At 65.2% G+C, this 24,471-nt stretch carries 15 protein-coding genes; 3 read left to right on the forward strand and 12 right to left on the reverse strand.

Annotated elements, in window-relative coordinates; genetic code table 11:
* Positions 1–37: 37 nt before the first annotated feature.
* Complete coding sequence (locus DTA15_RS14730) at positions 38–1,360, reverse strand: glycosyltransferase family protein (protein ID WP_006483223.1); 1,323 nt, start codon at positions 1,358–1,360, stop codon at positions 38–40.
* Positions 1,361–1,760: 400 nt separating this feature from the next.
* Here DTA15_RS14730 and DTA15_RS14735 point away from each other — a divergent pair, with 400 nt between their 5' ends.
* The 3 genes from DTA15_RS14735 (at position 1,761) to DTA15_RS14750 (ending at position 4,978) form a co-directional block, all read left to right on the forward strand.
* Positions 1,761–2,903, forward strand: a complete 1,143-nt coding sequence (locus DTA15_RS14735; RefSeq protein ID WP_006483224.1) for a DUF2827 domain-containing protein — start codon at positions 1,761–1,763, stop codon at positions 2,901–2,903.
* 781 nt (positions 2,904–3,684) lie between these two features.
* Entirely contained in the window at positions 3,685–4,488 is an 804-nt protein-coding gene (locus DTA15_RS14745) for an EAL domain-containing protein (protein WP_006493422.1), read from the forward strand.
* A 73-nt stretch (positions 4,489–4,561) separates the two neighbouring features.
* Entirely contained in the window at positions 4,562–4,978 is a 417-nt protein-coding gene (locus tag DTA15_RS14750; protein WP_034178316.1) for a hypothetical protein, read from the forward strand.
* 58 nt (positions 4,979–5,036) lie between these two features.
* Here DTA15_RS14750 and DTA15_RS14755 read toward each other — a convergent pair whose 3' ends face one another.
* From DTA15_RS14755 to DTA15_RS14805, 11 genes are all read right to left on the reverse strand, one after another.
* Entirely contained in the window at positions 5,037–7,010 is a 1,974-nt protein-coding gene (locus tag DTA15_RS14755) for an FkbM family methyltransferase (RefSeq protein WP_012493552.1), read from the reverse strand.
* Between the two features lie 24 nt (positions 7,011–7,034).
* Positions 7,035–8,171 (reverse strand): DUF2827 family protein, encoded by a 1,137-nt coding sequence (locus tag DTA15_RS14760; protein WP_006482013.1) that lies wholly within the window; start codon positions 8,169–8,171, stop codon positions 7,035–7,037.
* Positions 8,172–8,204: 33 nt separating this feature from the next.
* Entirely contained in the window at positions 8,205–8,672 is a 468-nt protein-coding gene (locus DTA15_RS14765; RefSeq protein WP_006482018.1) for a DUF4019 domain-containing protein, read from the reverse strand.
* Between the two features lie 26 nt (positions 8,673–8,698).
* On the reverse strand, positions 8,699–9,853 hold the full coding sequence (locus DTA15_RS14770; RefSeq protein ID WP_006482012.1) for a DUF2827 domain-containing protein: 1,155 nt from the start codon (positions 9,851–9,853) through the stop codon (positions 8,699–8,701).
* Positions 9,854–9,867: 14 nt separating this feature from the next.
* Complete coding sequence (locus tag DTA15_RS14775) at positions 9,868–11,013, reverse strand: DUF2827 domain-containing protein (RefSeq protein WP_006482015.1); 1,146 nt, start codon at positions 11,011–11,013, stop codon at positions 9,868–9,870.
* Between the two features lie 389 nt (positions 11,014–11,402).
* Entirely contained in the window at positions 11,403–12,065 is a 663-nt protein-coding gene (locus DTA15_RS14780) for an OmpA family protein (protein WP_012493551.1), read from the reverse strand.
* A gap of 121 nt (positions 12,066–12,186) precedes the next feature.
* Positions 12,187–20,514, reverse strand: coding sequence for an ESPR-type extended signal peptide-containing protein (locus DTA15_RS14785; protein WP_012493550.1), 8,328 nt, complete (start codon positions 20,512–20,514; stop codon positions 12,187–12,189).
* 962 nt (positions 20,515–21,476) lie between these two features.
* The gene (locus DTA15_RS14790; RefSeq protein WP_006490910.1) at positions 21,477–22,379 is read right to left on the reverse strand and encodes a hypothetical protein; all 903 of its coding nucleotides are present in this window, start codon (positions 22,377–22,379) and stop codon (positions 21,477–21,479) included.
* A gap of 95 nt (positions 22,380–22,474) precedes the next feature.
* Positions 22,475–22,693, reverse strand: coding sequence for a hypothetical protein (locus DTA15_RS14795; RefSeq protein WP_006491406.1), 219 nt, complete (start codon positions 22,691–22,693; stop codon positions 22,475–22,477).
* Between the two features lie 235 nt (positions 22,694–22,928).
* Positions 22,929–23,579, reverse strand: coding sequence for an NADPH-dependent FMN reductase (locus tag DTA15_RS14800; protein WP_006490914.1), 651 nt, complete (start codon positions 23,577–23,579; stop codon positions 22,929–22,931).
* Positions 23,580–23,889: 310 nt separating this feature from the next.
* Positions 23,890–24,195 carry an NIPSNAP family protein gene (locus DTA15_RS14805; RefSeq protein WP_006490913.1) on the reverse strand — a complete coding sequence of 102 codons (306 nt, stop codon included), beginning with the start codon at positions 24,193–24,195 and terminating at the stop codon, positions 23,890–23,892.
* Positions 24,196–24,471: the final 276 nt, after the last annotated feature.

The following is a 24,471-nucleotide window of genomic DNA, read 5'->3' on the forward strand; positions in this document are numbered from 1 at the left end:
GTCGCGTTTGCCAATCGATGATGTCGCGGCGGAAGCGTCAGGGCAGCAGCCCGTCGTCGTGCGCCATCATCAGCGCTCGCATCGCGGACCACATGCCGTAGTAATGCACGACGTAGCTGTCCGCACGGCGAAACAGCCAGGGTGTGTTGAGGCTCACGAGATCGGTCACGCCTTCGCCGTGCAACTGCCCGTCGCGCTCCATCGCGCGAATGAAATGCAGCTGGTCGCCGTCGCTCGCATAGACGCTCGAGCGGTCGTGCAGCGCGGCGATCGCCGTCATCAGGTCGCGCAGCATCGCGTCGTTGCGTTCGGTACGGCGAAACGCCATCACGCCCGAATTGAACGCCCACTGGCCGATATCCTGCGCGAGCAGCCAGTCGCGCCCTGCGAGCAGCGGTTCCAGCGGTTGCTGCTGGTTCGCGATCAGCACGTCGGCATCGAGCCACACGACCCATTCGTGGTGCTGCAGGTACGCGTGCAGCAACCACGGCTTGAACCAGTTGCCGGTCGCGTTCAGCCCGATCTCGGCGGGAATGTCGCGATGCACATAGAGCGTGTAGCCGTGCGCATCGCAGTAGCGCCGGAAATTCCGTTCGGCGACGCGTGCATAGCTGCCGATGTTCGGCGTGTACAGCATCATCAACGCGATCGGCCGGCCGGGGTGGTACGTGGTGCGCTCGGCGCGTTCGTCCGGCGTGACCGCCGCATCGTGATCGAACGAGAACATCGGCCGGCCGGCGGCGCGGCAGCGATTGACGTAGGCGACGAGCGTGTCGCGAAAGCGCGGCGTCGCGCCTTTGCGTTCGGGATCGCGCGGCGTGTCGTCGATGCTGATCGCGAACGTCGGTTCGCGGCTCCACATCGGATCGAGGTCGGGGCCGGACGGCATGACCGCGTACAGCCCGTCGATCGGCGTCATGTAGTCGTGCGTATCGAGATCCGCGAACAGCGCGGCTTCCGACGTCAGCCTCGGCTCGCTGCCGAGCTTGCAGCGCTGCACGAGCCGCATCACGATCGCCCGCACGTCCGGCGTGTTGCGCCAGATCTGCACGTCGACTTGCGGCAGCGGCGACGCGAACGCGTCGACGAACAGCGTATCGCGCCCCGCCATCAGGCGATCGAGCGCGACGGGTTGGATGATCGCCGCGTCTTCGCTGAGCAGCAGCACGAGTTCGCCGGGTTGCGCGCCGCGCAGCACGTGAAGCAGCGATTCGTAGCGATGCAGCGGTCGCAACGGCAGCGCCTGCGGCATGCCGCAGGCGTCGACGATCTCGTGGCGATAGCCGTGCACCTGCGCGTACCAGCGGTGATTCTCGAGACTCGCGGGCGCGGGCTGGCTGAAATGGCTGACGACGATCATCGTGCGCTCCGGACGCCGGGACGCATGCACACGATCCGCGCGGTGCGCTTCAGCGCGGCACCCGATCCGGATACGCGTGGCGGCGAGCGCCGCCCCGGTTCGTCGTGGATGGTCTGGAAGACTGGCGCGGCATCGTATTCCATTCGGTGTGCCCTGTTCTGATCGTGGTGCGGCGAGGTCGTGCGGCGCCCGCTCGAATGTCCCGGGCAAACCGGCCGCCGGGCGGCACGAGTATCGCATAACGGTCGAACGGATTGGCACGGCGGGAGCGGGCGCTGACCATCCCTGACAGTGTGCGGCCGGCGCTCCGCTAGAATGCCGGGTTGCCGCCGCTTGACGCGGGCGGCGCTTCGCGCGCTACACTGCGCCATTCCCCGTTCAACCTTCCATCCCGCCGACGATGACGTCTCCTGTCCTGACCGGCCTGCGCATCGGTATCACGATCGGATTGCGTGCCCCCGACGAAAGCCTGTGGATCAACGGCATCAAGCAGAACGCGCTGTTCCTCGCGAAGCTGCTGATGGCGTCGCCGCACGGCTACCGCGTGACGCTGGTCAACACGACCGACGTGCCGCTCACCGATGCGCTGCCATGGGACCGCAGCGCTTACGACACGCGCGCGTTCGCCGACATGAAGGACGCGCTCGACGTGGTGATCGAGCTGGGCGGGCAGATCGACGGCGAGCAGACGGCCTATCTGAAGGCCCGTGGCGTGAAGCTGGTCAGCTATTGCTGCGGCGTCGAGTACATCAACGCGATGGAGTCGATGCTGTTCGGCCGCCGGCTGTGGGATTCGCTGTTCATCAACCGCGGCTACGACGAGGTGTGGGCGATTCCGCAGATCGCACCGTCGTCGCTGCCGTTCCTGCAGTCGCTGCGACGCTGCCCGGGGCGCGTGGTGCCGTTCGTGTGGGATCCGATGTTCCTGGCCGAACGCGCGCGGTCGCTGCCCGAGCACGGCGAATACCGGCCGCGCAGCGAGCCGGGCAAGCGGCTCACGGTGATGGAGCCGAACCACAACGTCGTGAAGTTCTGCGTGTATCCGATGCTGATCATCGACGAAGCGTATCGCCGCGACCCCGACGCGATCTGCTTCACGCACGTGACGAACGCCGATCGCCTCGCGCACGACAGCCCCGAGTTCGTGATGCTGATGAACTACCTGGACATCGTGCGCGCGGGCAAGGCGAGCTTCGTCGGGCGTTTCGATACGCCGCTGTTCCTGGCCGACCTGACCGATATCGTCGTGTCGCACCAATGGTCGAACCCGCTGAACTATTTCTATTTCGACGTGTGCTGGCAGGGCTATCCGCTCGTGCACAACGCGAGCCTCGCGCCCGATCTCGGCTACTACTATCCGGACAACGACGTGCAGCAGGGCGCCGACGCGCTGCTGCGCGCGCTGCATACGCACGACGACGACTGGCAAGCGTACACGCGGCGTCAGCGCGAGATCCTCGGCCGTTACACGTCGGCGAATCCGGCGCTCGTCGCCGAGTACGACGCGCTGCTCGCGAACCTGATCGGCGCGCCGGCTGCCTGACGCCGATTTTCCGCGGCGCACGTTCGAGGCGCCGCCTTCCGTCGGGTTTGTCCCGCCCTCATGTCTGACGAAATCCTGCCGTTAAAAAAGAAACCGCCGAACCCGATGAGTTCGACGGTTTTCGAAGGCACGAAATTGACGGCTCCGAGGGAAGTCCGTCAAGAAAGAGTTTATAGGTTAACAAGTCTTCAAGATTGTTAAAGATGTTTCAATTGATAATCTTCATATAATTGAAGTTGGTATTATTGATTGACCGGCACTTGATTCCGTTTCGAAACTTCATAATATCGTTTGAAACATGAAAATTGAATGCTGCGACGATCGAATGGCGCGCCGCAGCGGGTTTTCCGCGGGGCGCGGCATGGGCGGAAGTCGGTGTTTCGACTCGGCATATCAAGCACGGTCGGCACCTCGAGGCACGGTATTTATCTGATCAATTGGCGGCGCCCCAATTTGCGCGACGAGCAAATTCGGGTAAAGCCGATTCGGATAAAACTGTTTAGGCAAAAAAGATAAACGATCCGGATTTTGGGATTTTGTAATTCGCGTTGTGTAACCTGTCGCACTGTCGGCATCGCGCACGCGTGGTGTATTTCAAGTAATCGAATATCGTAAAAATATCGAATTTGACGGCGCGCCGAAGCGAACAGTACGCTCCCCGGAAAAAATCGACATGACAGGATGGGCCGGGTAGGCGGCGGAGTGCGTCGAGGTTGGCTCGTTCCGCATATGTGTTGAGGTCGAGCCGTGATCGGCGGCTCGCCATTTGCCGGAGCGCCGGATGAATGCGGTCGAAGCTCGCCAGGAGGCGAATCGGAAAGCGAATCGCGATGAAATCGATCTCGTGTTCGGCGCGCCCGACGATCATCCCGACCTTGCGTCGGTACGCAGTTTCGTCGAAAGCCGGCTCGGCTTCGCGCACGAACCCGTGTGCCGCGCCGACCTGTCGGGCGGCGTGCTGTACCGGGAATGCCTGGCGCGGCTGCGGTGGGGCGAGCGCGATGCGTTGCCGCCGCTCGCCTTCCTGCCGCGGCTCGAAGCGCTCGGGCTGATGCGCTGGTTCGACCGGTTGGTGGTCGGCCGCACGATCGACGCGCTGCGCACGGATCCGGGCGCCGTGTACGGTTGCAACGTCGCGGCGGCGAGCGCGGTGGTCGACGACGCGTGGCTGGCGATTTTCAGGCGGCTCGAGCGCGAGCCTTCGGTGGCGGCGCGGCTGGTGATCGAGATCACGGAGACGGGGCCGCTGAACCCCGTCGCCGGCCGGTCGTTCGTGAACCGCTTCCGGCAGGCTGGCTGCCGGATCGCGATCGACGATTTCGGCGTCGGGTTCAGCGCGTTGAACAACCTGGTGGTCGGCAATCCCGACATCGTGAAACTGGACCGGTCGGTCCTGTCGTTGATCAAGCGCAACGCGATCGGGCGCTACCAGTTCCGCCGGCTGATCGCGTTCGCGCATGAAGGGGCGCGGCACGTCGTCGTCGAAGGCGTGGAAAGCGAAATCGACCGGCAGATCATCATGGATGCCGGCGTCGCGTGGGCGCAGGGCATCCGCTTTTCATGGCGGTCGCCGGCCGCCGCGTGATCGCGGCAACGGGCAGGGCGGCGCGCGCGGGATGCGTGTCGGCGGTGGGGACGAATCGCAAAGGGGCGTGGGCATGGCGGGAACGAAAGCCGGAGGCGGAACGGGCACGCAGGCGACCGACGTGCGCGACCTGGTCGCGCTCGCCGAACTGGCGGACATGCTGTGGCAGCTGGGCGCCGAATCGACCGATGCGCCGATCGACGTCGCACCCTATCTCGACGGCCTGACGATCGTCGCGCGCCGCATTCAGCGGATGAGCCCGCTCGACGCGGGCGGCCGCGAGTTGGCGGCCCGGCACTACTACGCGGGCGTCATCGCCGGCGCGTGCGGCGACGAGTCGGCGATCGCGCGCGGCGTATCCGACAGCCTCGTCCGGCAATCGGGCGGTGCAGGCCGGCCGGCAGCCCGTTGTTTCGCGCTGCTCGCGCGCATGGGGCGGCGGCATGGCCGCGCATTCGCCGCGCAAAGCGGCGACCGGGTGCTGGTGTAACGCAACCGGCGCGCGAGCGAGCCCGGTGCTGCGGCCCGCTCGCGCGGCCCGTCGAATCTCAATCCTTCCCGAAACCGCCAAGCACCAGCGCCATCGCGCGGTCGATCGCATCGTCCCATCGACCGACGTGCGCGGCGCGCACGATCCGGATGCCGGGGTAGAGCGCGGTGCGCGAGCCGGTTTCCCAGCGTGCGTCCGCTTTCGGGCTGAGCAGCAGCACGGCCGGCACGCCGAGTGCGCCGGCGAGATGGATGTGCGCGGTGCAGGTCGTCACCACGGCGTCCATCGCGAGCATCAGCGCGGCCAGATCGCTGAAGTCGCCGATGGCCCGATGCGGGAAGGTGACCGGCAGGTCCGATTGCTCGGATTGCGCGGACAGGTCGCGATTGAGACAGTACGCGGTGTAGCCGCGCATTCGCGCGAACGGCGCGAAATCGCGCAGGCTGGCCGCGCGATGGAAGCGCGCATCGCTTTCGTCGCGACCGCGCCAGTTCAGCCCGATGCGGCGCGTGCCGGGCGCATGGCCGTCGTGCGACACACGCTCGCGCCACGTGGCCGCATGCGCGGGCGGGCACGTCAGGTAGGGCGCCGGCACGCCTTCCGGCGCCGGCGCGTAACCGAACTGCGCGGCGAGCACCAGGAACGAACACCAGTAGTCGTGGGCGAGATGCGACGTGTCGACCCACGCGCCGTGCGCGCCGACGAATTCGATGCGCGGGAACGTCTGGCGCAGCAGGCCCGTCAGCGCGTCGGGGACGACCACGGTCACGCCGGCGCAGCCGAACGCGTCGAGCGCATGCAGATAGCGCGCGTACTGAAGCTGATCGCCGACACCGCCGTAGCTGAGGACGAGCAGCCGCTTGCCGTGCAGCGGCTGGCCCTGGTAAAGCCGCTCCGTCGCCAGCCCGAATTGCGCGGCCGTCAATACGTTTTCGCTGTCGATGGTGGCGCGTGCGGCCTCGTCGCGTCGGCCGGCACGCAGCAGCAGCGCCGAGCGCGCCAGCTGGATGCGCCCGCGCGCCGCGTCGGGCAGCGCGGCCGGATCGCCGAACGGGTCGAGCGCCGCAAGCCCGGCTTCGGGCATGCCGGCAAAGCCGTAGCATGACGCGAGCTGCAGCGCGATCGCCTCGTCGTCGAGCCCGCGGCCGCGTGCGCGCCGCCAGCGGTCGATCGCATGCCCCCACTCACCGCGCGATTCATGCTCGAGCGCGCGGTTCCAGTCCGTTTCGGGTGCGTCGGCATCGGCGACCGCAGCCGTTGCTGGCGCCGCGCCGTGTTCGGCCGTCGCGCCGACGTCGAGCGGTTCGCCCGTGATGAACAGGCGCTGCCGGTCCCAGCGCGGGTTCGGCACGCACAGCAGGTTCAGTCCATCGATCCGGTAGAACGTGTAGTCGAGACCGGCGAACGTGTCGATGATCGGCGCCTCGCCGACTTTCCAGTATTCGATCCAGCACCACGGCAGATGCGCCTCGATCAACTGCCGTGCGCCGCGCAGCGCGTCGATCTCCATTCCTTCGATGTCGAGTTTCAGGAAATCCAGCCGCGGCAGGCCGAGCGAATCGAGCCGGACGACCGGCGTCGGCGTGCCGCCCGACGCTTGCGCGTCGACGAGCGAGACCTGTCCGAAGTCGGCATCCTGCCCGTAGTCGACGTCGGGCACCTTCATCGTGCCGTTGGCGGCGGCCAGCCCCATGTTCAGCAGATGGAGATTGTCGAGCTGGTTGAGCGCGACGGTGCCGCCGAGTGCGTGAAACAGCGTGCGCTGCGGCTCGAACGCATAGACGCGGCCGCCGCGCTCGCGCAGCCGGTGCGCGACGGGCACGCAGACGAGCCCCGCGTTCGCGCCGCCGTCCACGGCGATGGCGCCGTCGGGCAACTGGTCGATCACGTGCAGGATCGTGTCGAGTTCGCCCTGGATATGCGGCCGGCCGGTCTTGATCAGCGCCTCGGCCTGCAATGCGCAGTGCCGGTTGATGACGAACGGGCCGTGGATCGAATCGATCACGACGAAATTGCGGACGGTCTGATTCATGGGCAGGGGCGCGGGCGAAGGAAATCAGCCGAGCGGGCGGCCGGCGAACAGATGCTGGATTTGCGTGGAATAGGCGCGGACGTTGTGCTCGGCGAGCGTGTCGACCCGATGCAGGCAGCGACGGGCGGCCGCCGCGTAATCGTCGAGCCGTGCATCGTGCGTCTGCGCGGCGGTCGCGATCGCACGCGCCGCATCGAAGATCTCGAAGTCCGGATAGTAGTAGCCGACGTCGCGCAGGAACGGCGAGTTGTGCACGAGCGGGTAGTTGCCGTACAGCGCGTCGTACAGCAGATAGTTCAGGCCGTTTTCCCAGTGGTGCGACACGACGATGTCGGTGTGATGCGCGGCCCACGCGACGAACGGCGCGCGCACGTCGGCGGTGGCCTTGCCGTCGCGCACCATTTCGAGCCCGAGCGCGAGATGCTTGAAGGCGACGTTTTCCTTCTTGTCGAACGTGTTGGTCATGTACACGTGCTCGATGAGCTCCGGATGCTCGACGTAGCACGCGTTCGCGGCGAGCATCGGCACGATCGCGCTCTTCACGACGTTCAGGTTCGGCTCGAAGAACGCGATGCGCTTGGCCGGGCCGTGGTTGCGATAGCCGAAGCGCGCCTTCAGTTCGGGATCGGCGTCGAGGCTGCGCTCGATGAAATACGGCGACCAGATATGCGGCAGCTCGATCACCGGCGCACGGTACACGGCCTGGAAATACGCGGCGCACGTGTGCATGTGCTGCGGATTGGTCCAGATCTCGTCGAACTGCACGCGGTGCGGGTTCGGCCGCCAGTCGTTCTTCTCGAAGTTGATCGTCTCGACCGCGATCACGTAGTCGTTGCCGAAGCGATACGACACGCACTTGCCGCCGCGCTGGCGCACGACGTCCGTGTGCGACGGGTCGACGAACGCGTTCATCTCGATCAGCAGGTCGGTCTGGTGAACGACGGCCGACAGCGGCCGCAGCGCGTCGCCGAACGCGTCCATCATCAGCGCCTGTGGATACTCGGTGATGCCGTTGTCGTGCGCGAGCCAGACCTCGCCGATCAACGGCGACTGCTTCAGCAGCATGTACAGGTACACGCAGTGCTGGTTCGCACCGTTGTACCAGATCGACTGCGTCGCGTCGCGCTGCACGTTCATCGTTATCGCGACATTGAGTTTCATCGGATCGGCTCCGTGGGGCGGGCAGTGCGCGGCTTACTGCGCGGCGTTTTGCGTCTGACGCGGCACGTAGCCCGTCAGGTGCCAGCGGCCGTCGGTTTCGAGGCGAAAGCTCAGCTTTTCGAACATCGTGGCGCCGCTCGCCACCGTCGTCGCGTAATCGACGTTCGCATAGAGCCCGTCGGGCATCCCGGCCGTTCGCTCGTAGCGGATGCGCGTCACCTGCGCCCAGCCGCGATGGCTGACCGTGCCGACCGACTGGCGGGCCTGCTGCATCTGCGCCGCGAACTGGTCCTGCTTGAAGCGCGCCTTGACGAACGGTGCAGCGTCGGTCCATACCGCGCCGTACTGGCCGGCGTCGAGCTGCTTGAACACCGCATCGGAGTCGCGCAGCAGCGTGTCGGCCGATTCGCCGGCGGCTTGCGCATGCGCGCCGATCGCGATCGATGCGGCGGCGCAGCCAAGCAGCCATTTTGCGCGGGTGAGGGTCGGGCGTGCGTTCATGGGCGGGGTCCGGAAAGGGCGGCGCGTCACGCGTCGCGATAGAGGGTGGCGATCGCGTCCGTATAGGCCGCGACGTTCTCGGGGTTGTAGATGCTGACCGAGTCGAGCACGTGCTTCGACTGCTCGCGATACGCGTCGAGATTCGCGTCGTGCCCGGCGAACGCCTGCAGCAGCGCGCGGCCGCCCGCCTGGCAGTCGAAGTCCGGATAGAAATACCCGGCCTTGCCGAGGAACGGCGAGTTGTGGATCAGCGGATAGTCGCCGTACAGCAGCTCGTAGTACAGGTAGTTCTGCGCGTTCTCCCACGTGTGCGACACCACCGCATCGCCGTACGCGGCCATGAACTCGTACACCGCATAGCGGCTTTCGAACGTCGTGATGCCGTGGTTCACGATGTCGAGGCTCTTCGCGAAGTGCACGAACGTCGGATGTTCCTTCAGGTGAATCGTGTTGCACACGCGCACGAACTCGAGGAACGCGGGCTTCGCGCGATACGCTTCCTCGGTCACGAGCATCGGAATGATGCTCGTCTTCACCATGCAGATGTTCGGCTCGAACATCGTCACGCGCCAGCGCGGCTTGCCGGGCTGATAGCCGAACGACAAACCGGCGCCGAGCGTCGCGCGCGCCTTGTCGAACAGCATCGGATGCCAGATGTGCGGGACGATCGTGACCGGCGCGCGCAGGCCCGTCTGGTAGTAGTGCAGGCACGAGCGCTCGAACTCGGGGATCGTCCACACCGCGTCGTACGGCGCGCCCGAGAACAGGAAGCCCGACGGCTTGTCGAACATCGCGCGTTCGATGTCGATCACGTAGTCGTTGCCGACCCGCATCGTGACGACCTTGCCGCCGCGCTCGCGGAACGCGCGCAGGTAGTCCGCGCCGAACTGTGCGCTCATCTCGATCAGCACGTCGCAGCGCTCGAGCGCTTCGTCCATCGACAGCAGCGGCACGTTCCACTCGCCGAGCATCATCTGCGGATCGGCGACCTGTTCGCCGCCGTTCACCATCACGGCATCCGCGACGAGCGGTGACTGGCGCAGCAGCAGGATCAGCAGCAGGCAGTTCTGGAAAATGCCGTTTTCCCACAGCGACTGGCCGGCGCCGCGCACGAACAGCGACACGCCGACGACGAGACGCTTGCCCTCGCCGGGCGCTTGACGGGCATTGGAGTCCGACATGCGTATGCTCCGGTTCAGGCGACCAGACGCGAGACGAACGCGTCGAGGTTCGCGGGGTTGTCGATCGAGACCGACTGCAGCAGCCGGCCGGCCTTCGCGCGGTAGTCGTCGAGGCGTTCGTCGTGATGCAGCCACGCTTCGAGCAGCGCGCGGCCGCCCGCGGCCGAGTCGAAGTCCGGGTAGTAGTAGCCGGCGTCGCCGATCAGCGTCGAGTTGTGGATCAGCGGATAACCGCCGTACAGCACGTCGTAATACAGATAGTTCTGCCCGTTTTCCCAGTGATGCGACACGACCGCATCAGCATGGCGCGCCATGAAGCCTGGCAGGTCGAGGCGCGGTTCGAAGGTCGCCTTGTGCTGGCGCACGAGATCGAGGCTGTTCGCGAAGTGCACGAAGGTCGGATGTTCCTTCATGTGCATCGCGTTGACGACGAACATGTGCTGCACCGCGTCCGGCCGCGCGCGGTAGAACGCGTCGCACGCCAGCATCGGGTAGTGGCAGGACTTCGCGACCGAGATGTTCGGTTCGAGCATCGCGAGGCGCCACGGGCGGGCGCCGGGCTGATAGCCGAACGTCGCCCCTTCGCCGGCGATCGCGGCGACGCGGCGCTCGAGGAAGTACGGCGACCAGATGTGCGGCATCAGATGGACGGGCGCGCGCAGGATCGTCTGCAGCATCGGCGCGGCGGTCTTGTCGTATTGCGGCAGCAGCCACACTTCGTCGAACGGTGCGCCGTTGAACACGTGCCCCGACGGTTTCCCGAAGATCGGCGTTTCGCACAGGCCCGCATACACGTGCCCGCAGAAGAACGCGGCGATCTTCTTGCCGAGCGCCTTCATGTGCCGCAGCCACTCGACCGGCAACTGCGCGCCCATTTCGATCACGACGTCGAGTTCGTGCGTGACGTCGGCGGGTTTCACCAGCGGGATGTCGAGGCCGTCGAGTTCGAGGCCGGCCGGCAGCGCGTTGGCGTCGCCGCCGTTCAGGAAATAGACGGGGCCGACGCGATCCGAGTGCTTGAGCATCATCGCGAGGAACGCGATGTTCTGGTGAATGCCGTTTTCCCAGATCGCCTGGCCGTCGCGCGCAAACAGCGAGATGCCGACCGCCGGCCGTTGCTTGCGGGTGCCGCCCGCGGCGGCTTCATTGATGTCCGTCACCGGTTGGTTTCCTCTGCGGCGTCATGCGTCCGGGCATCGCGTCGAGCGTATGGCCGGCAGCGGCGCGCCGTGGATCGTCATGGTTGGATTCGCGCCGGTGCGCCGCGGTGCACGAATCGGGCGACGAGATTCGCGCGGGCGGCAGCCGGATTCCGGCGTGTCGCCGGGCACGCCTGGCACGGCGCGCGTCGGGCAGGCTGCCCCGGCGACTGTCTGCGGCGATTGTGGCATGGAAACCGCCGGTTTTGGCAGGACGTGACGAACTTTGACATAGCCGCCGGCCAACGGAAACGGGCGCAGGCGTTGCGGCGCCCGGTGGTCCGGCGGCGTGCCGGCGCGGCGCGGACGGCACGCCGGATCGCGCGGCCGCACGGGCGGCCGCAGGCGGCTCAGTGCTGCAGCCGGATTTCGACGCGGCGGTTGCTGGCGCGGCCTTCCGGCGTCGCGTTGGATGCGACCGGATCGGCCTTGCCGCGGCCCGAGACCGTCATCGAGTCGGTCTTGAGCCCGTGCGCCTTCAGATAGGCGGCGACCGATTCGGCCCGGCGCTTCGACAGCGCGAGGTTGTAGTCGTCGCTGCCCACCGAATCGGTGAAGCCGGTGACCGTCACTTGCGAGTACGTGCGGTCGGCGCGCTCGCTCAGCAGCCGGTCCAGCGATTCGCGCGCGGTCGGCGCGAGCGTCGCGTGGTCGGTGGCGAACAGCGCGTCGCCCGACAGGTTCACGCGTTCGACCACGGCGGCGGCCGGCTCGGCGGCCGAGGCCGCTTCGGCCGGTGCGGCGCCGCACTGGAAGACCAGCGTGGCCGGATCGGATTTGTCGCGCAGCGCGCGGGCCGAGTCCACGGCGCGCACGGGCTCGTCGCCGCAGATCTTGCGGGCGGCCTTCATGCAGGTCTGCGGGCCCGACAGCAGGCCGTGGCAGTCCACCTGGAAGGTGCGCACGCCGTCGCGCGGCTGCAGTTCGGAGGCGCTGAAGGTCGGGCCGGATGCGGTCGAGCACGCGGCGAGGGCCGTTGCGGAAAGCGCGAGCGCAAGAGCGAGTTTGTTCACGGTGACGTCCTTAAAGCTTGGGTTGACCGAGGCCCGCCGCGCGGTGCGCGGCGGGCTCGTCCTGCCGTCGGAGCCGCGGGCCGCCCGGCTGGCGAGCCGGACGGCCGGGCGGCGCGACGCATTACTTCCACTGATACAGCATGCCGGCGCCGATCACCTTCTGACCGCCGCTGAAGCCGCCGTTGATCGACGCCTTCAGGTTCTCCGTGATGCGCGCCTGCATGTTGACCGCCATCGCCTTCTGGCCGAGGAAGGTCGACGTGCCCACGCCCATCCCGAAGTTGGCGTCGCGATCGAGCTGCGGGATCGACGCCATCGCGCCGACGGCCGCGATACCCTGCTTCGCCATCTGGTCGGTCTGCTGCAGTTGCGAACCCAGCGAGTTGATCTGCGCCTGCTGGCCCGACAGTGCCGTCGACAGCGTCGTCTGCACCTGCGTCAGCTGGTTCACGTTCACCGCGTCGGTGCCTTGCGTACCCGGCGCGACGTTCGTGATCTGGCGCTGCTGCTGGTCGCTACCGACCGACACCACGTTCGAGCGACCGCCGTCGTTCGAACCCGCGCCGATCGCCACCGAGTTCGAGCCGGCGGTGACGACCGGGACGTCGGTGCCCTTGCCGTTCATGTCGGCCGCGATGCCGTTGTTGTTGGCTGCACGCGTCGTGTTGTTGTTGATCGACGTCGACAACTGGTTCAACTGGTTGTTGATGTTCGTCACGCCGGTCGACAGCGATGCCACGTTGCTGTTCGTCGTGCTCAGGCCGGTGGACAGCGAACCGATGCCGGTCGAAGTCGACGTCGACAGCGAGTTGACGTTGCTGTTCGTCGTGCTGAGGCCCGTCGACAGCGAGTTGATCGCGGTCGAGGTCGACGTGGACAGCGAGGCCACGTTGCTGTTCGTCGTGCTCAGGCCGGTCGACAGCGAGTTGATGCCGGTCGACAGGGATGCGACGTTCGACGCGGTGGACGTCGACAGCGCGTTGATCGCGTTGTTCGTCGCGTTCAGCTGGCTGCCGTTGATCGCGTCCGTGCTCGTGGCCGAGATCCGACCCGCGGCGACGTTCGTGATCTGGCGTTCCTGGCCCGGTGCGCCGACGCTCACCACGCCGACCGGCGAGCCGCCCGCGAACGGGTACGTGACGCCGCCGATCGTGGCGCTCGAGGTGCCGACCGCCGCGGCCGTGACCGAGTTCGCGCCGAGTGCGATCGAGTTCGCGACGTTCGCTTGCGCGTTCGTGCCGAAGGCGAGCGCGTCGGCGGCCGTGGCCTTGGCGGCCGAGCCGTAGGCCTGTGCGCCGGTGGCGCTGGCCGTGGCCTGGCTGCCCAGCGCGATCGTGTTGTCCGCGGTGGCCTGGTTCGAGCTGCCGAGGGCGAGCGCGCTGGCGCCGGTTGCCGTGTTCTGGTTGCCGAGGGACACCGCGCCGTCGCCGGTCGCCGTATTGTTCGCACCCATCGCCACGGCGCCGGTACCCGTCGCCACGTTCGGATCGCCGATCGCGACCGCGCCATCGCCGGATGCCGTGTTGCCGGAGCCGATCGATACTGCCTTGCCGCCCGTTGCCGATGCGTTCTGGCCGATCGCGACCGCGCCTGCCGTCTGCGCGTTCGAGCCGTCGCCGACTGCCACGCTGCTCGCGCCCGCCGCGCTGGCGTTCACGCCGGCGGCGAGAGCATTGGTGCCGGTTGCACCGGTGTTGTCGTAGTTGGCTTGCTGCACGCCGTTGTCGTTGACGCTGTAGTAGTGCGTCTTCGCGGCGTTGATCGCGGTCGAGGTCGAGGTCGACAGCGACGACACCGAGCTGTTCGTGCTGCTCAGGCCGGTGGACAGCGAGCCGATGCCGGTCGACGTCGAGGTGGACAGCGACAGGATCGTGCTGTCCGTGCTGCTCAGGCCGGTGGACAGCGAGCTGATGCCGGTCGAGGTCGAAGTCGACAGGGACGTGATCGAGCTGGTGGCCGACGACAGACCCGTCGAGGTGGAGGTCGACAGGGAGCTGATCGAGCTGTTGGCCGAGGACAGGCCGGTCGACGTCGAGGTCGACAGGGACGACACCGAGCTGTTGGTCGAGCTCAGGCCAGTGGACAGCGAGCTGATGCCGGTCGAAGTCGAGGTTGACAGGGACGTGATCGAGCTGTTGGCGGACGACAGGCCGGTCGAGGTGGAGGTCGACAGGGACGACACCGAGCTGTTGGTCGAGCTCAGGCCAGTGGACAGCGAGCTGATACCGGTCGAAGTCGAGGTCGAGAGCGACGTGATCGAGCTGTTGGCCGACGACAGACCGGTCGAAGTCGAAGTCGACAGCGAGGTGATCGAGCTGTTAGCCGACGACAGCCCCGTCGAAGTCGAAGTCGACAGCGACGTGATGGAGCTATTGGCCGACGACAAGCCGGTCGAAGTCGAGGTCGAGAGCGACGTGATCGAGCTATTCGCCGAGGACAGACCCGTCGAAGTCGAGGTCGAGAGCGACGTGATGGAGCTGTTTGCCGACGAGAGGCCGGTCGACGTCGAAGTCGACAGCGACGTGATGGAGCTGTTTGCCGACGACAGACCCGTCGAGGTCGAAGTCGACAGCGAGGTGATCGAGCTGTTAGCCGACGACAGGCCGGTCGACGTCGAGGTCGAGAGCGAAGTGATCGAGCTGTTAGCCGACGACAGACCGGTCGAGGTCGAAGTCGACAGCGAGGTGATCGAGCTGTTAGCCGAGGACAGACCCGTCGAGGTCGAAGTCGACAGCGAGGTGATCGAGCTGTTAGCTGACGACAGCCCCGTCGAGGTCGAGGTCGAGAGCGAAGTGATCGAGCTATTAGCCGACGAGAGGCCGGTCGAAGTCGAGGTCGACAGCGAGGTGATCGAGCTATTAGCCGAAGACAACCCCGTCGAAGTCGAAGTCGACAGCGAGGTGATCGAGCTGTTAGCCGACGAGAGGCCGGTCGAGGTCGAAGTCGAGAGCGACGTGATCGAGCTGTTAGCCGACGAGAGGCCGGTCGAGGTCGAAGTCGACAGCGACGTGATCGAGCTATTCGCGGACGAAAGGCCAGTCGAGGTCGAGGTCGACAGCGACGTGATGGAGCTATTGGCCGACGACAAGCCGGTCGAGGTCGAGGTCGACAGCGAAGTGATCGAGCTATTGGCCGACGACAGGCCGGTCGAGGTCGAAGTCGAGAGCGACGTGATCGAGCTGTTGGCCGACGACAAGCCCGTCGAAGTCGAAGTCGACAGCGAAGTGATCGAGCTGTTAGCCGACGACAAGCCGGTCGAAGTCGAGGTCGACAGCGAAGTGATCGAGCTATTGGCCGACGACAGACCGGTCGAGGTCGAAGTCGACAGCGAAGTGATCGAGCTGTTAGCCGACGAGAGACCCGTCGAGGTCGAGGTCGACAGCGAAGTGATCGAGCTATTGGCCGACGACAGACCCGTCGAGGTCGAAGTCGACAGCGAGGTGATCGAGCTGTTCGCGGACGACAAGCCTGTCGAAGTCGAAGTCGACAGCGACGTGATCGAGCTGTTTGCCGACGACAGGCCGGTCGAAGTCGAAGTCGAGAGCGACGTGATCGAGCTGTTTGCCGACGACAGGCCGGTCGAAGTCGAAGTCGAGAGCGACGTGATCGAGCTATTTGCGGACGAGAGGCCGGTCGAGGTCGAAGTCGAGAGCGACGTGATCGAGCTGTTAGCCGACGAGAGGCCGGTCGAGGTCGAAGTCGACAGCGACGTGATCGAGCTATTCGCGGACGAAAGGCCAGTCGAGGTCGAGGTCGACAGCGACGTGATGGAGCTATTGGCCGACGACAAGCCGGTCGAGGTCGAGGTCGACAGCGAAGTGATCGAGCTATTGGCCGACGACAGGCCGGTCGAGGTCGAAGTCGAGAGCGACGTGATCGAGCTGTTGGCCGACGACAAGCCCGTCGAAGTCGAAGTCGACAGCGAAGTGATCGAGCTGTTAGCCGACGACAAGCCGGTCGAAGTCGAGGTCGACAGCGAAGTGATCGAGCTATTGGCCGACGACAGACCGGTCGAGGTCGAAGTCGACAGCGAAGTGATCGAGCTGTTAGCCGACGAGAGACCCGTCGAGGTCGAGGTCGACAGCGAAGTGATCGAGCTATTGGCCGACGACAGACCCGTCGAGGTCGAAGTCGACAGCGAGGTGATCGAGCTGTTCGCGGACGACAAGCCGGTCGAAGTCGAAGTCGAGAGCGACGTGATCGAGCTGTTTGCCGACGACAGGCCGGTCGAAGTCGAAGTCGAGAGCGACGTGATCGAGCTGTTTGCCGACGACAGGCCGGTCGAAGTCGAAGTCGAGAGCGACGTGATCGAGCTATTTGCGGACGACAGGCCGGTCGAGGTCGAAGTCGACAGCGAGGTGATCGAACTGTTAGCCGACGAAAGACCCGTCGAGGTCGAGGTCGACAGAGAGGTGATCGAACTGTTAGCCGACGACAGGCCCGTCGAGGTCGAAGTCGACAGCGACGTGATGGAGCTATTGGCCGACGACAGACCGGTCGAGGTCGAGGTCGACAGCGAGGTGATCGAGCTGTTCGCGGACGAAAGGCCAGTCGAGGTCGAAGTCGAGAGTGACGTGATCGAGCTGTTAGCCGACGACAAGCCCGTCGAAGTCGAGGTCGACAACGAGGTGATCGAGCTATTCGCGGACGACAAGCCGGTCGAGGTCGAGGTCGACAGCGAGGTGATCGAGCTGTTCGCGGACGAAAGGCCAGTCGAGGTCGAAGTCGAGAGTGACGTGATCGAGCTGTTAGCCGACGACAAGCCCGTCGAAGTCGAGGTCGACAACGAGGTGATCGAGCTATTCGCGGACGACAAGCCGGTCGAGGTCGAGGTCGACAGCGAAGTGATCGAGCTATTGGCCGACGACAGGCCGGTCGAGGTCGAAGTCGACAGCGAAGTGATCGAGCTGTTAGCCGACGACAAGCCGGTCGAAGTCGAGGTCGACAGCGAAGTGATCGAGCTATTGGCCGACGACAGACCGGTCGAGGTCGAAGTCGACAGCGACGTGATCGAGCTGTTAGCCGACGACAGACCGGTCGAGGTCGAAGTGGACAGCGACGAAATGGCGCTGGTCGCAGTACCGACTTGCTGGGCGACCGAATACAGTTGGCTGCCGTTGATCGCGTCGGTACTGGTGGAGGTCACTTGACCCGCGGCGACATTGGTGACTTGTCGTTCCTTGCCGGCATCACCCACGCTGACGACGCCGACTGGCTTGGCGCCAGCGAATCCGCTGAACGTCACGCCGTTGACGGTCGCGCTGCTCGTGGGCGTTGCCGCGACGGTCTTCGAGTCGGCGCCAAGTGCGACGGAGTCGTCTGTGCTGGCGACCGCGCCGAGGCCGATGGCGACGGAGTTGATCGTGCTGGCGACGGCGCCCGAGCCAATGGCGACAGCGTCGGTGCCCGTTGCGGTGCTGTCGGCGCCGGTCGAGTTCGCGTGGAAGTACTTGATGCCCTGGCTGTTGATGTTGTTGATCGCCGAGCCGACGCTGTTGGCGGTCGACGTCGTGCCGTTCGCGTTGTATGTGGTGTACGACGGGGCCGAAACCTTGCCTGTCGTCGGGTCGTACGTCGAACCGCCGCCAAGTGCCGAGGCGGTGCTGCTGCCGAGGTTGTCCGTCTTCGTCGAGACCGTGCTCAGGCCGGTGGACAGCGAGTTGATGCCGGTCGAGGTCGAAGTCGACAGCGACGAGATCGAGCTGTTAGCTGACGAGAGGCCGGTCGACGTGGAAGACGACAACGACGTGATCGAGCTGTTTGCCGAGCTGAGGCCGGTGGACAGCGAATTGATGCCGGTCGAGGTCGACGTGGACAGCGACGAGATCGAGCTGTTAGCCGACGAGAGGCCGGTCGACGTGGAAGTCGAAAGCGATGTAACCGAGCTGTTTGTCGAGCTGAGGCCGGTGGACAGCGAGTTGATGCCGGTCGAGGTCGAGGTCGAGAGTGACGTGATCGAGCTGTTAGCCGACGAGAGGCCGGTCGACGTGGAAGACGACAACGACGTGACCGAGCTGTTAGCCGAGCTGAGGCCGGTGGACAGCGAGTTGATTCCGGTCGAGGTCGAAGTCGACAGCGACGAGATCGAGCTGTTGGCCGACGAGAGGCCGGTAGACGTCGAAGTCGAAAGCGACGTAACCGAGCTGTTAGCCGAGCTGAGGCCGGTGGACAGCGAGTTGATGCCGGTCGAGGTCGACGTGGACAGCGACGAGATCGAGCTGTTAGCCGACGAGAGGCCGGTAGACGTGGAAGTCGAAAGCGACGTAACCGAGCTGTTTGTCGAGCTGAGGCCGGTGGACAGCGAGTTGATGCCGGTCGAGGTCGACGTGGACAGCGACGAGATCGAGCTGTTGGCCGACGAGAGACCCGTCGACGTGGAAGTCGAAAGCGACGTAACGGAGCTGTTTGCCGAGCTGAGGCCGGTGGACAGCGAGTTGATGCCGGTCGAGGTCGACGTGGACAGCGACGAGATCGAGCTGTTGGCCGACGAGAGACCCGTCGACGTGGAAGTCGACAGCGACGTAACCGAGCTGTTTGCCGAGCTGAGGCCCGTCGACAGCGAATTGATACCCGTCGAAGTCGAGGTCGACAGGGAGCCGATCGAGCTATTAGCCGAGGAGAGACCCGTCGACGTGGAAGCCGAAAGCGACGTAACCGAGCTGTTTGTCGAGCTGAGGCCGGTGGACAGCGAGTTGATGCCGGTCGAAGTCGAGGTCGACAGGGAGCCGATCGAGCTATTAGCCGAGGAGAGACCCGTCGACGTGGAAGTCGAAAGCGACGTAACGGAGCTGTTTGCCGAGCTGAGGCCGGTGGACAGCGAATTGATGCCGGTCGAGGTCGACGTGGACAGCGACGAAATCGAGCTATTAGCCGACGACAGGCCCGTCGAAGCCGACGTCGACAGGCTCGTGATGCTCGACGTCGTCGTGCTCGCAACCGAATAGAGCTGGCTGCCGTTGATCGCGTCGGTGCTGGTGGCCGTGACGAGGCCCGCCGCGACGTTCTGGATACGGCGTTCCGAGCCCGACTGCCCGACGCTGACGACACCGCCCGCCGAATTGGCGCCGGCGAAGTTGCCGAACGTCTGACCGCCGATCGTGGCGCTGCTGACGGTGGTGGTGCCGCCGGACGTCGCCGTTGCCGCACTGGTCGTCAGCGCGTTGTAGCCGAGGGCGACCGAGTTTGCGACGCTCGCGGTCGAATTCGAACCGAGTGCCGTGCCGTAGCTTCCGGACGCCACGGCTGCCGCGCCGACCGCGACCGCGCCGGCGCTGCCGCTGGCCGTCGAGCCGTTACCGAGCGCGAGTGCGTCCGTGCCGCTTGCGATCGAGTTGGCGGCAAAGCTGCCGACGTTACCGAGCGCGATTGCGCCGGTGCCGTTCGCGGTTGCCGCATTGCCGACGGCAATCGCACCGTTGGTACCCGTCGCCGAGGCCGAGCTGCCGATGGCGACGGAACTGTTGGTCGCCGTGCTGCTGTTGCCGAGCGCGATGGCGCCGGAGCCGTTCGACGTGTCGTTCGCGCCGATTGCCAGCGCGCCCGTACCGGTGGCGCTGTTCGGATCGCCGATCGCAACGGCGCCGTCGCCGCTTGCGCTCTGGCCTCGGCCGATCGCGACCGCGCCGCCGGCCGAGGTCGCGCTGTTCGCCGTCGTGCCCGACGAGCCGATTGCCACGTTTCGGCCCGTTGCGCCGGAGACGACGCCGTCGCCTTGCGCGATGCCATACGCACCATTGACCGTCGCACCACGGCCAACTGCAATACCCGACGTGGCGGCCGACGCGACGGACGATTGCCCGCCGATCGCGATGCCATCCGACGCGGCAGACTGCGCGCCCTTCGTCGCGTTGCTGCCGATTGCGACCGCGCCGGCGCCCGAAGCGATGGTCGAGTTCGCATATGAAAGCGGGGTGGTGCCATTACCGGCTGCACCGCCGATCGCGACCGAATTCAATGCGTTGGCCGTTGCCCCGAAGCCGAGCGCGGTAGAACCGGCGCCGCTGGCGGTCGACTCGAGACCGGCGGACGTGCCCCAGAGCGCGGCAGATGACAGGAAGCCCGTCGCCGTACCGCCGGTGCCGGTGACTTGCGCGAATGCCCCATAAGCCGTGGCCGCGAGATTGTTGTTGCCGCTGGAGTTACAGCCCGCAACCGTGGAGTAAGTGCCGGATCCGTCGACGGGATAGGCATTGGTGTTGCCTGTCGTCGTGCGGCCGACGGTGCCGTTGCCACCGCTCGACGTACACGACGAAACGGTGAATTGGCTACCGTTGGTCGTGCCTGGAACGAAGGTATTGGCGCCGGCGAGCGACGGGAGCATTGCGACGGCGGCCAATACTGCGGCAGTGACGGCCGACTTGTTCGGCTTGCCCCGTGCCGAATCGTGTTCCGATGCCGCGACCCAGGCGCCAAGCGCTTCGTTCCAGATCGAGCGGTATGTGCGGTTCATGTCCTGCTACCTCCAAATGTGCACGCCACACACCGGTCTCTTTTGTTAGAGGGTTACTCCGTGCGCTCGCGCGAATCTCAAAATTGATGGGCGGAGTTTATTGGAGGAGGATTTTAGAGATTGACAAACAGTGATAAATGAACCGTTTTGAAAGTTAAAGAATGGTTAATGCATCGAGTTTTGATGTACTGGGTGTGAATTAATTTGAAAGATGTAAGAATGTGTCGTGTAGGGTTTGAATTTTTCTGGCGAGACGCTACATTATATATAAAAATCAATGACTTACGATGGTTGTGTGCGATGGGCAACAGATCGAATCGACTCAAAAGTAAGACAAATGAAATAGCAAACGTTTGCGCAACCCTGCATTCTTTCATTTCAGTAAGGATTGTTTGGCTATGACGAGATAATATATTTGCCTAATTATTAACTTGTTAAATGTTTGGTGTAAATTGAATTGGTTTTTGTATTTGGAGATTATTTTATAATCGAATTTACCTGGCACGAGGCGCATTGGGTTGTGCCGATCTGCGCATCCAGCCCGGCGCGGGGGCCCGTGCGACGGGCGTTCCGGGCCGCCCGATCCGTCGAAGTTGTAAAAAAGTGCTACGGAGCGACAAATGAAACAATTCGCGGCAATTTATCGGATTTGTCCTATTGACGATCGCGTTGGCACCGGTGTTAGAGCGGAATCGGTGCGCACGCCGGAAGTCGAGCAGGCAGGGGGAGCGGCTGTTTCGCGGGGTGTGTCGACAGGTCGTCAAAGACCGCAGGTCGGCGTCGGGTCGGCGGCGGTCGAAATGTCAGATGGAGGGTGCGACAATTTGTCCGTCATGCCGTCGGCGGCTCGACGTATCGAAGAAAAATAGGGATTGATCGAATGTATCGCGCACGCCACATTCGGTCCACGGGCGTGGACCCGACCGGGGGCTTGCCGCATGACCGGCGGCAAGCCTTCGACTTCACTTCTTCAGAAACCGCAGCGCGAACCGCGCCATCCGCGGCACGAACATCGGGCGCAGCAGGCGCTTGTCGTATCCGGCCATCCGCCGGTCGTTCTCCGCGAGACACAGCTCGATCAGCTCGCGCGGGTTCAGCGCATCGCCGATGTCCGCGGTGCCGGTAGCCGGGAAATTCGCGTCACGCGCGGCGCCGTCGGCATCGATGCCGCGCGCGATGCTCATGCGGTCGCGGATCAGTTGCACCCACACGGCCGCCACGCGGGCGAAGAACCACGGCCGGCGCCACCACGGCATCGTGCGCCAGTACCACGCGTACCAGTTCACGAAGAACAGGATGTGGCGGCCTTCTTCCTGGATCACGGGCTCGAAGGTTTCGACCAGTTCGGGCGGGAAATAGCCGGAGCGCTGCGCGGAGCGGAACAGGCCGAACGCGAAAAAGCTGTCGATGCATTCGCTGAAGCCCGTCATCATCCACGACCATTCGGGGTCCTTCGGTGCCGGATAGGGCGGCTCGGGCGCCAACTGGATGCCGTACGCCTCGACGAGCTTCGACAGCACGACCTTGTGGCGGGCTTCCTCGCCGCCGTCCATCTCGAGCGCGCGGCGCAGCAGCGGATCGTCGACCGTCGCGGCGTAGGTCGCCACGCGGATCGACGCGCGGCCTTCGGTTTGCACCGCGATGTCCCAGATCGGCAGCGACGTGAGCCGCCTGAGTTCGGCCGGCTGGAGTGCCGGCCAGTCGATCACGGCCGGCTTGTACGGGTTGTGTGTGTCGAGCAGCATCCGACAGAACATCTGCTTGTGCGCATCGGAACCGATCCGGACCGAACCTTGCCTCTCGAAGGTCCAGTTGCGCATCGCGTGATCTGCGGCTGCATGCTCTTCCTGCAGCGTGTCAGTCATGGCTATTGTTATGCGATTACGGATCGAAAGATTCTTGCACAGCTTCCGTCATCGCGTATTTTCGAGCGGCCATGGGCACGCCGGCCCCGCGGATGTCACGCGTTCGTGTCGACCCAGAGGCGGCCCCAGCGCGACGCGTAGGCGAGGGCGTGTTCTTCCTCGAAGAAGAAATCGATGGCGTCGAACGACACGGAGCGCGGCGACGGCCCGCCGTTCGCGCGTTCGATGGTCAGGTTGGCGGCGAACAGCCCGTTCGGCAACCGGGCGGCAGCGGGAGCGACTTCATAGCCCTTGTAGCGGATCGTACGGTTCATGGCGTGCGCGGAAAAAGTTCGGACTTTCAGCGTACGAAAACCTGCCGGCGGCGTGAACCAATCTTTCGGCCAATGCAAATCACGCAGCGGGCTGAATCGTTATCGGGGTGGTACGCGGAAACGGTATGTGCGAGAGGCGAAGACGGCGCGTCCGGCACATCGCCATGCGCGGGAAGACGCGCCGCGCGGCCCTGTCGAATCTTGTCGATCAGGGCCGCGCGGCGGAATGCGGAGGTTACTGGTTGGCGACCTTCAGCACGGGTGCGAGCGCATCGACCGACGCCGCGTGCGAGGCCGCACGATGCGACGCGAACGCGAGCGCGAATTCGGCCGCTTGCGCGCCGACCGTCTCGAGCTGTGCCACCACCTTCGGATCCGAGCAGCTGTCGGCGCTTTCGAAGCGCGTTTCCAGCGTGTTGACGGTGGCGCCGAACGGCGTCGGCCAGCCGCGCAGCGCATGAACGATCGAGCGCAGCGACGTCAGCACGGTGCCGGCCGCCTGCCAGCCGTACGCGGTGACGATCAGGCCGACCGCGCGGCCGTCGAGATACGGGCGTTCGTCCGCGCGCAGTTCCTCGAGCGTATCGAGCGCGTTCTTCACGAGACCGGACACGCCGCCGTGATAGCCGGGCGTCGCGATGATGATCGCGTCGGCCTGGCGCACGGCGTCGATCAGCTCGCGCTGCGCGTCGGTCAGCGTTTTGTGTTCGGGGGCGTAGTGCGGCAGCGTATGCAGGAACGGGCCGTCGAACAGGCGCGTGCGTGCGCCGGCGGCCTGCGCGCCGCGCAGTGCGAACGACAGTGCGCGTTCGGTGGACGATGCGGCTCGGGTGGTCCCGCCGATGCCGACGACGAACGGGCGGCGGTGTTGATCGAATGCAGTCAAGGGGCGCTCCTGGGATTGGCTTGCCCGGCTAAGCACAGGCTTAAAACCAGATGGTAACGACCCCGTCGCCACTCTGAAAACGACTTTTCGTTCTATCGATATGCCGCGTGGCGGGGGCAATCGTGTGCGCGGCCGCGCAGATCGATAGCAGAAATGCTTGGTTGGGACGGTGCGCCACGGTCGATAAGATGGACTCGTCTCCTCCATGATGTCTCTACTGACATGGGTTGGCCCCGCCGCGCGGATGCAGGCGGGGCTTTTTTTCGTCCTCGACCGGAAAACGGGGTGCGATGCGCGGCGGCGCGGCCCGTTACTCGAACACCGGCCGGAAGAAGCTGCGCTCGTAGCTGACGATGCAGCGCGTTTCCTCCGCGTAGCGGAACGCGGCCTGGCAGGCCGGATCGTCCTTCGAGCGTTCGCGGTAACGCTCGTATTCGGCGAGGCTCGGGAACGAGAACATCGCGAGCGCGATGTTGCTCGCGCCTTCGGACGGCAGGAAGTAGCCGTGATGCGTGCCGCCGAACTGCTCGACGAGCGGAATCCACATCTTGCCGTAGGTTTCGAATTCGACGAGTTTGTACGGATCGACGACGTAGCGAAGGAAGCAGGTGATCATGGGCGCTCGCGATGCGGTGACGGAGCAGCGAGTCTGGAGTGTGGGATGGCACGTGTCAACGGCGTGCGCGCCGGGGACGGGCCTCCCCGCGCGACTTCATGGCGTGCTCGGTTGCTTGCGCGAACAACGACCGGTGCTTCGATGCGTTCGCCAAGACGCGCACGCTGCATCGGAACGCACCGTCTCCATCACGTCCTCCGCCACCCGCGCTACCCCGGGATTTTTACGACATTTTTTCTTGCGACGGCTGCCGGCGCGCTCCTAGACTTCGTGCAT

This window comes from Burkholderia cenocepacia (genome assembly GCF_900446215.1).
GTDB classification, from domain to species: domain Bacteria; phylum Pseudomonadota; class Gammaproteobacteria; order Burkholderiales; family Burkholderiaceae; genus Burkholderia; species Burkholderia cenocepacia.